The sequence below is a fragment of the Mycolicibacterium psychrotolerans genome, assembly GCF_010729305.1.
In the GTDB taxonomy this organism is placed as follows: domain Bacteria; phylum Actinomycetota; class Actinomycetes; order Mycobacteriales; family Mycobacteriaceae; genus Mycobacterium; species Mycobacterium psychrotolerans.
The window spans coordinates 3,489,134-3,504,107 of record NZ_AP022574.1 but is presented as its reverse complement, the minus strand read 5'-3'; the positions used below and the strand labels follow the sequence as shown (position 1 = coordinate 3,504,107).

The window sequence follows — 14,974 nt, the reverse complement described above, 5'->3', positions numbered from 1 at the left end:
CCGCGGGGATTCGGACGAGGAACTCGGTCACCGGGCGGACCACGTCGACGGTGTTCTCCGGCTCCAACGGCGCGACCGCGTTTACGTAGCGCCGTAGCGGGAAGCCGGGCGATCGACCCGAGCAGGCCCATTCGGCGGGCCCGCTTCGTGATGAAGGGGATGCGATGGCAACCGACCGCGGAGCCAAAGAGACCATCAAGAGCGTCGTCAAAGACGCCAAGGACAAGGTGAAGGAAGCCGCTGAGCGGCTGCAGCAGCACAGCCCGAAGTACATCCCGGGCGCACCCGGTCCGGAGCCGGCGCCGTTCGACGAGCCGACGAGCCCGCGCGAGCCGCTGCCGCCGAAACCCGATCAGGGTGGGCCAGATCTGCGCACGGCCACCGGCCTTTCCGTCGGCGGCGGTCAGACGGCGCGGGGGCAACAGGGGGAGTACCTCACCACCGCGCAGGGTGCCCGGCTCTACGACACCGACCACTCCCTCAAAGCCGGACGCCGCGGGCCGACGCTGTTGCAGGACCACCACCTCCGGGAGAAGATCACCCACTTCGACCACGAGCGCATCCCCGAGCGCGCGGTGCACGCCCGCGGCGCGGCCGCACACGGTGTGTTCCACGCCAACGGGGCGGCGGAGAAGATCAGCATGGCGGGATTCCTGAAGTCGGGCGCGGAAACGGAGGTGTTCGTTCGCTTTTCGACGGTGCTGGGCTCCCGCGGATCGGCCGACACGGTCCGCGACACCCGAGGCTTCGCGACCAAGTTCTACACCGATGAGGGCACGTTCGACCTGGTCGGCAACAACATCCCGGTGTTCTTCATTCAGGACGGCATCAAGTTTCCCGACGTCGTCCACGCCGCTAAACCGCATCCCGATCGTGAGATCCCTCAGGCCCAGAGTGCGCATGACACCTTCTGGGACTTCGTGTCGCTGCACACCGAGGCCCAGGCGCACACCATGTGGAACATGTCCGACCGGGGCATCCCGCGGTCCTACCGGATGATGGAAGGCTTCGGCGTGCACACCTTCCGGCTGACCGGCCCGGACGGTTCGACGTCGCTGGTGAAGTTCCACTGGAAGCCGCGCCTTGGCGTGCACTCGCTGGTGTGGGAGGAGGCGCAGATCGCCGCCGGAATGGATCCGGACCTGCATCGCCGTGACCTCGCCGACGCGATCGAGAAGGGCGCCTACCCCGAGTGGGACCTCGGCGTGCAGGTGATGCCGGATTCGCCGGATCAGATGTTCGAGGGCATCGATCTACTCGACCCCACCAAAATCGTGCCCGAGGAACTGGTGCCGGTTCAGGTGATCGGCACCATGCAGCTCAATCGCAATCCCACCAACTTCTTCGCCGAGACCGAACAGGTGGCATTTCATCCGGGACATCTGGTGCCCGGTATCGACGTCACCGACGATCCGCTGCTGCAGGCGCGGCTGTTCTCCTACCTGGACACCCAGCTCACGCGGCTGGGTGGGCCGAACTTCGGGCAGATCCCGATCAACCGCCCGCACGCACCCGTCAACGACATGCTCCGCGACGGCTTCCACCAACACGGCGTGCATCCGGGGGTCGCGCCTTACCAACCGAACTCCCTCGACGGCGGGTGCCCGTTCTTCGCCGGCGCGGATACCGGCGCATTCATCGAGGCGCCGGCGGCGGTGGCAGAGTCGACGAAAGTTCGTGCGGCCCCGGCCTCCTACGACGACCACTTCAGCCAGGTGACGATGTTCTACCGTAGCCTCAGCCCTGTCGAGCAAGCCCACGTCGCCGACGCGTATACCTTCGAACTAGGCAAGTGCTACGAGCAGGCGATCAAGGAGCGGCAGCTGGTGGCGCTGGCGAACATCGACGCCGAGCTGTGCGCGACGGTCGCCGCAGGGTTGGGTCTCGAACCGCCCGTGCCTACCGCGCCGCCGACCGAGCCGATTGTGGTGAGCCCGGCGGTGTCTCAGGTGGGTCAGCGCTGGCCGGTGGAGGGGCGCAACATCGGCGTCCTCGTCGGCCCGGACTCCGACCTCAGCGACGTTTCGACCGTTGTCGACGCGCTCGGAGCGGCGAAGCTGGTGCCCCTGGTGATCGCGGCGCACGGCGGCACGCTCGCCCACGAGGGTGGAAGCGTACCGATCTCTCGGACGTATGCGACCGCGCGTTCGATCGAATTCGACGCCCTGGTGATCGCCGGCTCGCCCGGCACCGTGCAGGCCAAGATCCTCGTCGATGAGGTGTTCCGCCACTTCAAGGGGATCGCGGTGCTGCCGCAGGGCACCGATCTGCTGGTCCGGGCGGGTGTGAGCGAGGGCGCCGAGGGTGTTCTCAGCGGGTCGGAGGCTTCAGCGCTGGCCACCTCGCTGATCGAAAGCCTCGGCGAGCACCGGGTCTGGAGCCGCGACGTCGCGGTCTGACCCCCGGCGGGCCCGACGAGCGACGTGACCCGTCAGGCCGCGAGGATCTCGCGCAGGCGATGTGCGAACTCACCTGGGGCGCTCATGAATCCACCGTGATCGCCGGGGAACTCGGTGGTGTGCAGGCCGAGTCGCTCCGCGAGGGCAACGGACGTCCGGTGGGTCAGCAGGTGGCCGGACTCGGCTCCGAGCCCGATGACAATGCGCGACGTCGATGCCCGCAATGCCTCGAAGTCGGGAACGTACTGCGTCGTCTGCGCCAGGTCGTGCACGAAGAAGCGGGCGCCCTCGGCGAGTTCGCGTTCGGGGTCCATCGGTTCGCCCTGCGACTCGGGTTGCCCAGCAGGATCGGAGCCGAGGGCGGCCACGTCGAATCCCGCGTTCACCATGAACTTCATCCACGCTGCGCGCAGTCCGTCGGACAGGAACGTGTCGGTGATGTCTTTGGTTGCCGCTCGCTGTTCCTGGGCGTCGGGCAGCAGTTCCAGCAGTGGCGGCTCGTGCGCGATCAACGTGCGCACCCGGCCCGGGAACCGGGCCACCAACGCAAGACCGGTGACGGCTCCTCCGCTGGACCCGAACACGTCGGCCGAGGCCGCGCCGAGATCGTCGAGGATCGCCGCCACGTCATCGGCTCGGAGTTCGGGGGTCGACGGGCCGTCGGGATCGTCGACCGGGCTGCTCCCGAAGCCGCGCGGGTCGTAGGTGACGACGGTGCGGTCACCGGCCAGGGCGTGAGCCAGGGGAGCGAACTCTGCGGCCGTCATCGGCGAACCGACGACGAGCAACAGGGGACCGGAGCCGCGGACCTCGTAATGCAGGCGAGCGCCGGGAACGTCGAGCGAGCGGGAGATGAGGCCGTCTGTGGTGGTCATGCCGGAGTTGACCCTTTTATTACAGGAAACTCATCGCCGCACCGCCCGAGCGACGAGTCATCGAGACGTCACAATTCGCCCGGACTCACGATGACGTCAAGGGGTATCGCACTTGGCGTTCGGCAACATCGGAGATGGAGGTGGCAGGAAATGGCGTCAGGTGTGGCAACGGTGTGGTTACCGGTCAAGGACATGAAGCGGGCGTTGGGCTTTTATGGCGAGACACTTGGTCTCGAGGTGAAACGAGAGACGGACGATTGGTCCGAGTTGGATGCCAACGGATTGATGGTCGGCCTCAACGCTCGCGAATCGTCCGGGGCGGACGGGGGTGGCGGCGCGCTGCTGACTTTCCGGCCAGACGGCGGTCTCGAGGATGAGGTATCTCGGCTGAAGGGCGAAGGTGTGTCGTTCGTCGGCGACATCAGCGACCATCCCTGGGGCCGAATCGCCTCCTTCAAGGACTCCGAAGGCAACGATCTCCAACTGTACGAGCCGCCGTCGGATTGATCGTCCGTGCGCTCGTACGCCGCGCCATCTGTGCGGTCGGCGGGCACGCGGGTATCAGGAACGAGACACCAGCAGGCCTTCGAGGACAATCGCCGGGCACCGGTAGGCCGGGAGTCGTGCGTAACCGGCGGCAAACGACTCGACTTAGACGGACAATTGCTCTATGTCCTCTGCAGTGTGGATCGGCGTCGCGGTGTTCGCGGTCGGTGCTGTTGCCGGTGGGTTGCTGCGAATCAGGGCCTGGCTGCAGAAGCCGGCGCCGCCCGAGGTGATCGAAGCTGCGCACCGCGACGACGACAAAACGGACTAATGGCCAACCCTTGATCGACGAGGCGGTTCAGTCAACTCGACGCAAAGCGGCGGGCGGCCGCCACGGCGTCGCCGAAGTCAAGTTTCAGACTTTCAGAGTCGGGGTTAGTGCCCCGGCGAGGATCTTCGCGTCGCGGGTCGCGACCGTGAAATTGCGACGTATCGCCTGGGCGACGATGACGCGATCGAAAGGGTCGCGGTGGTCCCAGGTCAGTCGGCCGGCGAGGATCGCGTCGTCGGAACCGATGGGCAGGTCATCGACCCGCATCGCCTCCAACTGACTGGCCCAGGTCGCCAGCAGTGTGGAGCCCTCCAACCGGCCAAGCCGCGTCTTGGTGGCGATCTCCCAAGCCGATGCCGCGCTCACCCACACGGAGGCTGAGGGGTCGGCGAGCTGGCCGAGTACCTCGGCCTCCAACGTGGTTGGCTGACTGACCAGCCAGAGCAGAACATGTGTGTCCAGCAGGATATTCACGACGACTCCTCACCCTCCCAGCGCGCAAGCTCGGAATCGGGCAACGGCTCGTCAAAATCTGCAGGGACGGACAGGTTCGGTAGTTGACCGAACGTCCGTGGGGTCGGGGTGGCGGGCACCAGGCGCGCGACATCGCGACCGTGGTTGGTGATGATGACCGTCTTGCCGGTTCGTTCCACATCGGCAAGGAGCGCGTTGAGCCGATTCTTGGCGTCGGTGCTGGATACCTTTTCCACATTCATAGCCACCAGAGTATTCTCAAAACCCGCTCTTCGCGCTAGCTGTTATAGCGTGATTCGGGCGAGTGGAGATCGAAGCTCGACCTGTACCGAGAACAATCAAGAGGACGAACCCAGCGACTGTCTTACAAATCGTCGTACACTGTCGCTATGGCTGACACGATTACCTTCCGGCCCGACGAAGACACCTCGAAGGCGCTGGAGGTCTTGACCAAAGACGGCACCGCTGTGTCCGCGGCCGTTCGATCTGCTCTGATCGATGCCGCACGCCGGAAGGCCCGCGCGGCGATTCGCGCCGAGGCAGAGCGCCTTGCCGAAGACGAGTCCGATCGTGCGGAGGCCATGCAGGTGCTGCGCGATATGGAGACCCTGCGTGCGTGGTGAGGTTTTTCAGTTGCATGCCCCGCGGGGTAGCCGCAGTCACGAACAGGCCGGTTTCCGCTACGCCGTCGTTATTCAGTCAGATCAATTGCCACTGTCGACCTGGCTGGTTGCACCGACGTCCACGTCGGCTCGTGCCGCCAGCTTCCGACCCGAAGTTGAAATCGGCGGCCTCAACACCCGGGTGCTTGCTGAACAGACTGCAGCGATAGATCCTGGCCGGCTCGGCAAGAGCGTCGGGTTCCTCAGCTTCGACGAAATGCGGCGCGTCGATGCAGCCCTACGCGTCGTCCTCGATCTCTGAGCGCTGCGCGGTCACCACATGGGACGAAAGACGTTGGTAAACAACGTGATACGGTGCACTCTCACTGGTGATCCGCCATATTCGATTCCGCCGTATTCCTCCCTGCTTGGGATAGTGAAACAGTAGAGATGCCGCGGGGAAGTGGCGGAGGTTTGTTCGCCGCACCGGCCGATCTGACGATCGAGCTGGCCGGACTCGACGTTACATGTAACATGGCGGCATGGCGGTGAGAGAAAGGGTCGGCGAGTACCGACGGCGGATGCGGGAGCGCGGCCTGCGGCCGCTGCAGGTCTGGGTGCCCGACGTGCGGACTGAGAGTTTTGCCGCCGAGGCGCATCGTCAGGCTTCGTTGGTCGCACGAGCAGGCGAAAGCTCCGATGACCAGGACTTCATTGAGGCCATCTCGGCGCCATGGGACGAGGAGTGAACAGAGGGGAGATCTGGACCGTAGCGGGGGGCGTCTACGCGACCAAGCCGCGTCCCGCGGTGATTGTTCAGGATGACCTCTTTGCTGCCACGAGTTCAGTAACTGTTGCTCCCATGTCCAGCACGCTGTTGGATGCACCGTTGATGCGCATCCGGATTGCCGGCGGAGACGGCCGGTTGTCCGGACTTGATCACGACAGTGACGTGATGATCGACAAGCTCACAACCGTCAAAAGGTCGAATGTCCACGTCCGGGTTGGCCGGCTGACAGCGGAGCAAGTCGTCGAGGTCGAACGGGCGATGATGGCATTCCTCGGCCTTGCGCGATAGGCGAGAATTTCCCTTCCGAGCTAAGTTGGCATGCGTGAACTTGATGTAAGCCAACATCTTTCGGATCAATTAGATCCAAGCTGTCCAGATCAAGATGACATTTCCATATGACTGATGCCGATGGTTCGCAACCTCAAGACCTCCTCTTTGGATGCGATGGCCGTCGGCGGCCAAGCGGTTGGGTCCGCCACCGTCACGGTGTCGTCCACCTCGGCTTAGTGCCCATCGACCAGCGTTCGCTGCTTTCGGGTCGTGGCAGGGTCCCCTGCCGAAGGACCGGTTCGCCTTCGATGTGCCATGATGGCACTCCCGACGATCGACGGGCGCAGAAGTGAGAGCGGCGAGTCGACCAGCCAGGCCACCAGAACGAACTGTTCGAAGGCGGTGACGTCGTGTTCGGCGGCCGCCAGCACGCGGTCCACATAGCGGTTGAAGAGCCGGGTCGACAGCGTTGGCGCGCCACGGATCTCAGGCAGCGACAGATCGGCGCCGGTTGCCATCCGCCACGCGTTGCGCGTTGGCTTCGCGGCCGCCCGGAAGAAGCGTCGCGCAAGGTCGTGCGTACCGCTGGATAGACAGTCGCGCATAGCCAACGCGTGCAGCGCGGCGACCGTCATGCCTTGTCCGTAAATCGGATTGAAGCTGCAGAAGGCATCGCCGACGACGAGGAGTCCTTCGGGCAAGCGTGCCTTGTCATAGCGGCGCCACCTGCTGCACGGAACGCGGTAGAACACGATGTCTCCGACGCGCTCGGAATTGCGCAGAGCGGCCGCGACCTGAGCGGGCAGAAGCTCTTCGGCGAACCCGCACAGCTCGGAGAAGTCGGTGGGCGGCTGGGCGCCGGCCATTCCGAATGCCGAGAGCATCCAGATGTCCTGCTCCGCCGCCGCAAGCGCAATCCCCGTCGGCCGTCCGGGGACTGGCGACACGATCAGGCCCTGCGCATTGAGCGACTCCGGGGACATCCTTAGTCGTTGAGTGCGATAGACGAGGTCGGAGGTGACGCGCTCCTCGATGGGCTGCTGGTAGCCCAGTCGCTCGAGCGTCGTTGGCGTGCGTGACCCACGCCCTGTCGCGTCGACCACCAGCGCGGCCGAGACATCCACCTGTTTCCGACTTCCGCGGTCGACGACTCGCGCCCCGGTAATGCGTGCGCCGCTAGGGCTCGCGGTCAGCTCCACCACATCGTGGTTCGTGGCGAAGGTGACGTTCGGGATGGCCCGCACGCGGTGCCGTACATGGCTCTCGAGAAACGGTCGGGTCGCGCTGTAGGTCCGAATCCGTTGGCTAGCACCGGCCCTCACGGCGAGGTGCCCGTTCATGCAGAAGTAAAGCTGCGACAAGTCCTGCCCGTCGAAGACGCGGGCGCCACCGTCGACGAGTTCGTCGAGGATTCCAGGGAGTAGATCTTCAAGTGCGTGCGCACCGCGCAGCAGCAGGCCGTGGATGTGGCGCCCCTGGGGTACGCCGCGTCTGTCGACAGCAGTCTCTGGCAGGTCGTCGCGTTCGACGACGGTGACCGTATCGTAGAAGTCGGATAGCGTCCGCGCTGCGAGCAGCCCGGCCATGCTGCCGCCAAGGACGAGTGCCTGCGCCATGATTGCCTCCTCGGATGGATCGTCATTCGAGGATGGGGGGTTGTTCGGCCACGACCATCGGTGAGCACTCAGAGATTCGGGCGACCGGTCCCGTCCTCCGACATGGGTTGCGCAGCGGGCCGGATGGCTGGCCGGGCCGGAACTCCAAGGTCACGACCAGCGGGATACGGGATTTCCCCGACGTTTTGAACCTGGGGATTGCCGCATGCTGGCTAGCATGAGCGAATCTGGTCTGCGGGCCGAATGTTTAAACTGGAGCGACCTGGTATGAGCGAAATGCCCACGGGAACGGTCACGCTGCTGCTCGCCGACGTCGAGGGGTCTACGGGACTGTGGGAGGCCGACCCGGGCGGAATGACGGCCGCGGTCGCTCAGCTGGATCGCACGCTCACCGAGCTCGTCGGCACCCATCTCGGTGTACGACCGGTCGAGCAAGGTGAGGGGGACAGCTTCGTCGTCGCGTTCACACGGGCCAGCGACGCAGTGGCGTTCGCACTGGACCTGCAGCGTGCCCCGTTGGGGCCGATTCGGCTGCGAATCGGCATTCACACCGGAGAAGTCCACCTGCGCGACGAAGGGAATTACATCGGACCGACGATCAACAGAACTGCGCGGCTGCGTGAGCTGGCGCACGGGGGGCAGGTGGTGCTCTCGGGGGCCGCCCAGGCGCTGGTCGCCGACCTGCTCCCGGCAGGCGCTTGGCTGACCGATCTGGGCACCCACCAACTGCGTGACCTCCCGAACCCTGAACGCGTCCTGCAACTGTGTCATCCGGACATCCGGGCCGAGTTCCCGCCGCTGCGGACCGCCAAAGTGGGCCATTACCAGCACCTTCCAATCCAGTTGACCAACTTCATCGGCCGCCAGGCCGAGCTGACCGAATTGCGTCAGTTGCTTGAGGTCAACCGCGTGGTGACGCTGACCGGTGCGGGGGGAGTAGGCAAGACCCGGCTCGCCATTGAGGTCGCCTCGCGCTCGGCGGCCCTGTTTGGCGACGAGGTGTGGTACGTCGACTTGGCGCCGATCACGGATCCCGAGCTGGTCGCCGTGACGGTGGCCCGCGCGCTCGGCCTCGCCGACCGGCCGGGCCTGTCTACCATGGATGCGCTCCAGAAGTTCGTCGGGGAGCGCCGAATACTCGTGTTGCTGGACAACTGCGAGCACCTGATCTACTCGATCGTCGCACTCGTCGTCGGCCTCGTCAGCACGTGCCCGCGGTTGACCATTCTGGCGACCAGTCGAGAGCCCGTCGGAGTCGCCGGGGAAGTGACCTGGCGCGTACCGTCGCTGTCGTTGACCGACGAGGCGATCGAATTGTTCACTGACCGAGCGCGTTTAGCGCGATCCGACTTCATCCTCACCGACCGGCACGTGGCCACTGTCGAGGAGATATGCCGCCGCCTGGACGGCATGCCGTTGGCCATCGAACTGGCCGCGGCGCGGGTGCGAGCGCTGTCGTTGGCCGAGATCATGGACGGATTGCATGACCGCTTCCGGCTCCTGACCGGTGGCGCGCGCAGCGCGGTGCGGCGACAGCAGACGCTGCGCGCGTCGGTCGAGTGGTCCCATGCGCTGCTCACGGAGCCTGAACGCGTGCTCTTTCGACGGCTGGCGGTGTTCGTCGGCGGGTTCGTTCTGCAGTCCGCGCAAGCAGTGTGCTGCGGTGCCGACTTGGAGGGCTTTCAAATTCTCGACCAGCTCGGGCTACTCGTCGACAAGTCACTCGTGGGGACCGAGAATGCCTCGGACCGAACACGATACCGACTGCTGGAGACCGTACGGCAGTATGCGCAGGAGAAGTTGAGCGAGTCCGGGGAAGCGAATGCGGTGCGCAGCCGGCACCGCGACCATTACGCGGGGCTCACCGAGTTGCTCGAGTCCGCGTCGCAGACGAGTGGCGAACACGCACTGGAACTCGTCGAAGCCGAGTTCGACAACATCCGTGCTGCGTTTGCGTGGTGCCAAGAGAATTCCGACAACGAAGCCGCGCTGAGGCTGGCCTCGTCGTTGCACCTGGTATGGCTTCCGCTCGGGCGGATGCACGAGGGCTTGGCGTGGTTCAACTCGGTGTTCTCGACCAAGCAAGGTTGGCCCGACCAGGTGTCGGCCGAGGTGCGGACGCGGGCGCTGGCCGATAGGGGCGTGCTCAAAATGGACGCCCTTGGCGTCGGCGGCACCGACGACGTCGAACAAGCGCTCGCGATCGCCCGCGACATCGGCGATCCGGCCCTGCTGATGCGAGCCCTCGTGGCCCGCGGTTTCGTCGCCGCCAGCTGCGGTGAGCCGGCCGAAGCCTATCTGGGCGAGGCGATCGGGCTCGCACGCGAGTCGGGAGAGCGCTGGATGCTCGCGCAGATTCTGGGCAGACAGACGACGCTGACGTTCCTGGCGGGTAACCCGAAGGCGCTGCTCGCGATTGCGGAGGAAGGCCGTGACGTCGCCGATGCCATTGGCGACCGCACCACGTCACACCAGTGCCGTACGTGGATCGGCTGGGCTCACATGATCACCGGCGATCTCGCCGGGGCGGTCGCCATGCTGCGTGAAGCGAAGACGCGTGCCGATGCGGATTCCGATCGGGTCTGGGGCATGGTGAGCGTCAACTACGAGGCGCAGGCACTGTATCGGCAAGGGGACGTGGCGTCGGCCCATGTCGTGCTCGACGAGGTGATGGCGGCCATGACGGAACTCGGTGGGCTGTGGTCCGGCAACTCCTGGGGCGTGCGGGCTGTCGGAGCGCTGGCCGCCGGCGACGTCGAGACGGCCGACAGCGCGTGCCGGATCGCCCTGGAGCAGTTGGCCAGTGCCCCGACGATCCAGCAGATGTACGTCTACCTGTCGGCCGAGGCCGCATTGGCGGCCGGCGATACCGACACGGCCCACCGGTGCGCCGATGATGCGGTCGCCGTGGCGAAGGGGTGGTACCTCGTCGAGTCGTTGACGACGCGGGCCCGGGTCGCACTCAGGGCGGGCGAGTGGGCTCGGGCCGAACGCGACGGCCACGACGCGCTGGCGCTCGCCGCTGAACTCGGCGCGTATCTGGCGATCCCCGACATTCTGGAATGTCTTGCCGCGCCGGCGGCCGGGGCTGGCAGCCTCGAGGAAGCGGCCAGGCTGCTCGGCGCGGCCCACGCCATGAGGCTTCGCATGAATGTGAGGCGGTTCGCCGTCCACCAGGCCGACTACGAGGCGACCGTCGCGAGCATTCGCGCCGCACTGGGCGACGATGATTTCGACCGGGCATGGGCCGACGGCGCCGAGTTGCCCACCATCGAGGCAATCGCCTACGTGCGGCGTGGTCGCGGGGAGCGCAAACGCCCCCCAACGGGCTGGGCGGCACTGACTCCCACCGAGCGCGACGTCGTTCGTCTGCTCAGCGAAGGGTTGGCCAATAAGGACATCGCGTCGAGGTTGTTCGTCTCGCCCCGCACGGTGGAGACGCACCTCACGCACATCTACACGAAGCTGGGGCTCAAATCCCGAGTGCAACTGGTCCAAGAGGCGGCCCGCCACGGCTGACCAATAGCGCCGGGCAACCCGCGGATCGGCACCAGCCCGTCCGGGCCGAGGCGTCATCGCAAGAAGCATCCGAGTAAAGCCGTTACGAGCATCGAATTCCGCGCTCGGGAGGCGAGCGTCAACGTCCCGCCGGTCGTTGGGCCGCCAGGCAACACGACGTACTTTGCCTGACATAATGTGGCTTATCGGCATTAGGGACCTGCGGGCGAACTCGTCGAGTGCCGATGATCCTCACCTCGTGTCCGATCCGGAACTAGTTGGGAGTAATCCGGGAATACCTGAGAGCTGTCCGACTTCTCGCCCTACGTTCCAGAACAATCTGACAGCGCCAGGCCACACCCGGCTTATCGGCATTAGGGACCTGCGGGCGAACTCGTCGAGTGCCGATGATCCTCACCTCGTGTCCGATCCGGAACTAGTTGGGAGTAATCCGGGAATACCTGAGAGCTGTCCGACTTCTCGCCCTACGTTCCAGAACAATCTGACAGCGCCAGGCCACACCCCTGACTGTGGCGCTCTCACCGGTCGGCCCGTCACCTCGATGGAATGCCGATACTATTGGATGAGGAATATCACTGACTCACTTGATATTCCGATAGGGCAGTGTAATCAGGTCATCGGGCTGCAGACCGAGATCCCGGTAGAGCTCATTGAACAGCACCGTCGACATTGCCCCCTTGGTCCGAGTTTCGATGCCGGGCGTTTTTTCGATCGCCTGGTCCACGATTCCGAGGAACTCTTTGACGGTGGCCTGGGTCCTGCCGGCCTGGCGCTGGGCGATGGACCATTCCTTCCACGTATCGTCGAAAGCCTTGTGCGTGGCGCGCGGTAAGAGCACGGTCAACGCGCCCCCGCGACTGTATCCCTCGACGTCCTTGAGCGCCGCCGTCGGCCCGTGGTGTGACGATTGGACGTCTTTGCCGCTGACGCCGAGCGCCTTCCGCGTGGCTGGCGCGGCGCTATGCGGCTGCACCGCCAAGTCCACTCCCAGGGGTTCGCCGGCCGCGCCCACAAATCCGGCGTCTTTCGCGTCCTGCACCGCCTTGGCGATGTCGACTTTGGCCGACGAGCCCATGCGCGTGGTGATCTTGCTGGTTCCCACCTCGCGGCCGATCTCCTCGAACAGCTCATCCACCGTCTTGGCCACCGTGATCGCGCCGCAACCCTTCGGCGTTCCCGAGAACAGGCACCAGCCGCCGCTCGCGTTGCGCGCCAGAAAGTGATCCGTTCCTTCGATCGGGACCTCGACGCTGTACCCAGGCATCTTCGAAAGGCGCAGCCGCCCGCGGTTCTGCGCCGCGTCGGCCAGCTCGCGGTTCGCGAGGCTTGCGAAATCGCCGCTGAACTGCGCCCTGCCGATCGCCGCGTCGATAACCTGCGTCTTCACGGATGGCGAAACAGAGGGAGTCGCAGGACTGGGCGCTTCAACAACGCCTGCCTTGGCGCCGCCTTCGACCTTCTGCCCGGCTTCCGCCGCTTCTTCGGCCAAGCCCAACTCCTTGCGGGCCATGTCCGCCTGATTGAGCAACTTGTCAGCATTCGCCTCCAGGTTGGCAGCCTGCCGTTCGGCCTTCGTCAATTCCTCGGCGCTCGAAACCACCGCCTTCTCGTCCATCGCCGACCGCGCCGACCGTAGCCGCCGCAGATTCGCGAACAACTTCCACCCTCCCTGCACCAACTGCGCGACCCCGACAACAGCGATGGCCAGCTTGATCTTCTCGCTGGCGTCGATGATGGCCGGCCCCCATTTCGGGAACCACTTCTTGATGTTGAGCTTGTTTTCATCCACGATCAGCGTGGCCATACTCGCGATCTGAACGCCGTATTGCAGCACCTTGGCCCCCACCGATTCGGCGCCAGCGGGCGTCGCCAGCGCGGCGATCGTGCCGATGTCCTGCAGAAACTTGCGAACACCGGCGTGCTGATACGCGATCAGGTCTTCCGCCGTCAAAACCACTTGGCGGTCGTTGTCGTAATCGTGCACGATGATGGGCTGATCCGCATCCACCTCAATACCGCTGGTCATGATGTTCAGTCGGTCCCTGCGTCCCATCGACTGAACCTCGGAATATTCGGGCGAACCGTACAATCCGCTGGCGACGCCCCCCATGTAGCGAATGCGATACTTGCCGTTGCCGACGGCAGTCACGCTGAACACCGCTTGCTGTTCGAAGAATCCCATCACGTCGTGCCAGGCCAGTTGCGGGGCATCGGCTAGGGCCGCAGCCGATTTCGTGCCGCCGGCTTGTAGTTTCAGCCGCGAGAGAAGTTGGTGCAGCGTAACGTTGTCCTCGCCGTCGACATAGTGATCCAGCTTGTCGAGCAGCTGCATATCGCCCACCTTTTCTTCGCGCAGCCGCTTTACGAAGGCCTCCGCCTGTTCCGTCGGAATGTCCTCGAACATCCCGACGATCACGGGATCCTTGAGGCCCTTGGTGATGCCATCCTGGATCTGCTTGATACGGGCTTCCACGTCGATGAGCTTCGGCAGCAAGCCGCTCACGACCTTCAACGAGATCTCAGGCGTATAGGACAAGTTCTCGAAAGCTACGCCGTTGAGAAGTACCTCGAATTCAAGCCCTCCGCGATAGATGGTGTGGTCGGTATTGAAAATCTTCCAAGTGGCCCTGGGATCCTTGCCGCTGGCCTGTTTGAGTATGTAGTCACCGGGTTCGAAGGTCGTCCTGCGGCTGGTCACCGTGCCGTCGTAAGTCGTCCCGCCCACGGTGCGAAAGCGCGTGCGGTACGACTCCGTGTCGATCACGATCGATTGGACGGCGCTGGGGTCAGGGAGATCCAAGCCCTCCAACGGATCGCCAATCTGGCGCTGCAGCACGGCGATCGGCGGCGCGGCGGTGCCGGTCTGTTGAATCGTATGGGTGAGTTCGTGCGCCAGCAGCAGCCGCCCTGTCGCGCCGTCCGGCGCAAATTCCCCGGGGCCGAACACGATATCGCGACCAACCGTGTAAGCCCGCGCGCCCACGGCTCGTGCGCTCGTCTCCGCGGCGCGGTCAGTGTGAATGCGGACCGCGGAAAAATCCACGCCAAAGCGATCTTCCATGGACCTGCGCGTGGAATGCTCCAGCGGCCGACCGGGCGCGGAGAGCGTGTAACGCACGCTAGCCGGCGCCTCGCCGCCTGCTGCCGCCGCATGGGAGGACGGTTGACGCTGGAGCGCCGTTCCCGAGGCCGTTCCGCTGGACTGCTTCTTGCACTCCTCGCACGATCTGTCTGCCTCCGCGCTGCCGCCGCACGCGCATGCGTGCTGCTCGTTTTCCGGCTGGCGCATCACCTGCTCGGCAACATGATCTGCCTCCTGCTCGTATCGGTCACCCGGCCGATTGACCACGAGCTTGGCTTGGATTGCCGGCCGTATCCGCGGATGCAGGGGAACGCGGCTAAGATCATGTCCGATGAGCGGCGCGATTCCGGACCTCTGAAGAATCTGCGGTTCACCCAACCCGATCTCCGCATCTGGATCTGTGCCAGGAGTTGCGGAACGGCCGCCCCCGTTCTTGGCGACCTTCGCCTTCTGCTGTAACGCCCGCATACCTTCCTCCGCAATTACTGGCCGATCTCCGTCTCATGCGAAGACGGTGTCAGCTCCCAAAC

General features: G+C 65.0%; 13 protein-coding genes. 8 read left to right on the top strand and 5 right to left on the bottom strand.

What is annotated here, in order from left to right; genetic code table 11:
• The first annotated feature begins 164 nt into the window (after window positions 1-164).
• Window positions 165-2,399: a catalase gene (locus G6N45_RS17135; RefSeq protein WP_163723343.1), complete on the top strand. Its 2,235-nt coding sequence runs from the start codon at window positions 165-167 to the stop codon at window positions 2,397-2,399.
• A 32-nt stretch (window positions 2,400-2,431) separates the two neighbouring features.
• On the opposite strand, the gene G6N45_RS17130 is transcribed toward G6N45_RS17135, so the two are convergent.
• On the bottom strand, window positions 2,432-3,274 hold the full coding sequence (locus G6N45_RS17130) for an alpha/beta fold hydrolase (RefSeq protein WP_163723342.1): 843 nt from the start codon (window positions 3,272-3,274) through the stop codon (window positions 2,432-2,434).
• Window positions 3,275-3,424: 150 nt separating this feature from the next.
• On the opposite strand from G6N45_RS17130, the gene G6N45_RS17125 reads away from it, so the two are divergent.
• Both G6N45_RS17125 and G6N45_RS27730 read left to right on the top strand, forming a co-directional pair.
• Window positions 3,425-3,781: a VOC family protein gene (locus G6N45_RS17125; protein WP_163723341.1), complete on the top strand. Its 357-nt coding sequence runs from the start codon at window positions 3,425-3,427 to the stop codon at window positions 3,779-3,781.
• Window positions 3,782-3,944: 163 nt separating this feature from the next.
• Window positions 3,945-4,091 (top strand): hypothetical protein, encoded by a 147-nt coding sequence (locus tag G6N45_RS27730; RefSeq protein WP_170312453.1) that lies wholly within the window; start codon window positions 3,945-3,947, stop codon window positions 4,089-4,091.
• A gap of 84 nt (window positions 4,092-4,175) precedes the next feature.
• Here the strand turns inward: G6N45_RS27730 and G6N45_RS17120 are convergent, their stop codons facing one another.
• Window positions 4,176-4,565, bottom strand: a complete 390-nt coding sequence (locus G6N45_RS17120; RefSeq protein ID WP_163723340.1) for a type II toxin-antitoxin system VapC family toxin — start codon at window positions 4,563-4,565, stop codon at window positions 4,176-4,178.
• The gene (locus G6N45_RS17115) at window positions 4,562-4,807 is read right to left on the bottom strand and encodes a type II toxin-antitoxin system Phd/YefM family antitoxin (protein ID WP_163723339.1); all 246 of its coding nucleotides are present in this window, start codon (window positions 4,805-4,807) and stop codon (window positions 4,562-4,564) included. Before G6N45_RS17115 ends, G6N45_RS17120 begins: the two co-directional genes overlap by 4 nt.
• A 147-nt stretch (window positions 4,808-4,954) precedes the next feature.
• Between G6N45_RS17115 and G6N45_RS17110 the strand changes: the two genes are divergently transcribed.
• From G6N45_RS17110 to G6N45_RS17095, 4 genes are all read left to right on the top strand, one after another.
• Complete coding sequence (locus G6N45_RS17110) at window positions 4,955-5,188, top strand: hypothetical protein (protein WP_163723338.1); 234 nt, start codon at window positions 4,955-4,957, stop codon at window positions 5,186-5,188.
• Entirely contained in the window at window positions 5,178-5,489 is a 312-nt protein-coding gene (locus G6N45_RS17105) for a type II toxin-antitoxin system PemK/MazF family toxin (RefSeq protein WP_163723337.1), read from the top strand. Before G6N45_RS17110 ends, G6N45_RS17105 begins: the two co-directional genes overlap by 11 nt.
• Before the next feature lie 220 nt (window positions 5,490-5,709).
• Entirely contained in the window at window positions 5,710-5,916 is a 207-nt protein-coding gene (locus G6N45_RS17100) for an antitoxin MazE-like protein (protein WP_163723336.1), read from the top strand.
• A complete protein-coding gene (locus tag G6N45_RS17095) occupies window positions 5,913-6,245 on the top strand; it encodes a type II toxin-antitoxin system PemK/MazF family toxin (RefSeq protein ID WP_163723335.1) in 333 nt (110 codons plus the stop codon). The genes G6N45_RS17100 and G6N45_RS17095 overlap by 4 nt, the downstream gene beginning before the upstream one ends.
• A gap of 215 nt (window positions 6,246-6,460) precedes the next feature.
• On the opposite strand, the gene G6N45_RS17090 is transcribed toward G6N45_RS17095, so the two are convergent.
• Window positions 6,461-7,843, bottom strand: coding sequence for an FAD-dependent oxidoreductase (locus tag G6N45_RS17090; protein ID WP_179965192.1), 1,383 nt, complete (start codon window positions 7,841-7,843; stop codon window positions 6,461-6,463).
• A gap of 267 nt (window positions 7,844-8,110) precedes the next feature.
• Between G6N45_RS17090 and G6N45_RS17085 the strand changes: the two genes are divergently transcribed.
• Window positions 8,111-11,362: a LuxR C-terminal-related transcriptional regulator gene (locus G6N45_RS17085; RefSeq protein WP_163723334.1), complete on the top strand. Its 3,252-nt coding sequence runs from the start codon at window positions 8,111-8,113 to the stop codon at window positions 11,360-11,362.
• A gap of 580 nt (window positions 11,363-11,942) precedes the next feature.
• Here G6N45_RS17085 and G6N45_RS17080 read toward each other — a convergent pair.
• Window positions 11,943-14,912 carry an eCIS core domain-containing protein gene (locus G6N45_RS17080; RefSeq protein WP_197746844.1) on the bottom strand — a complete coding sequence of 990 codons (2,970 nt, stop codon included), beginning with the start codon at window positions 14,910-14,912 and terminating at the stop codon, window positions 11,943-11,945.
• Window positions 14,913-14,974: the final 62 nt, after the last annotated feature.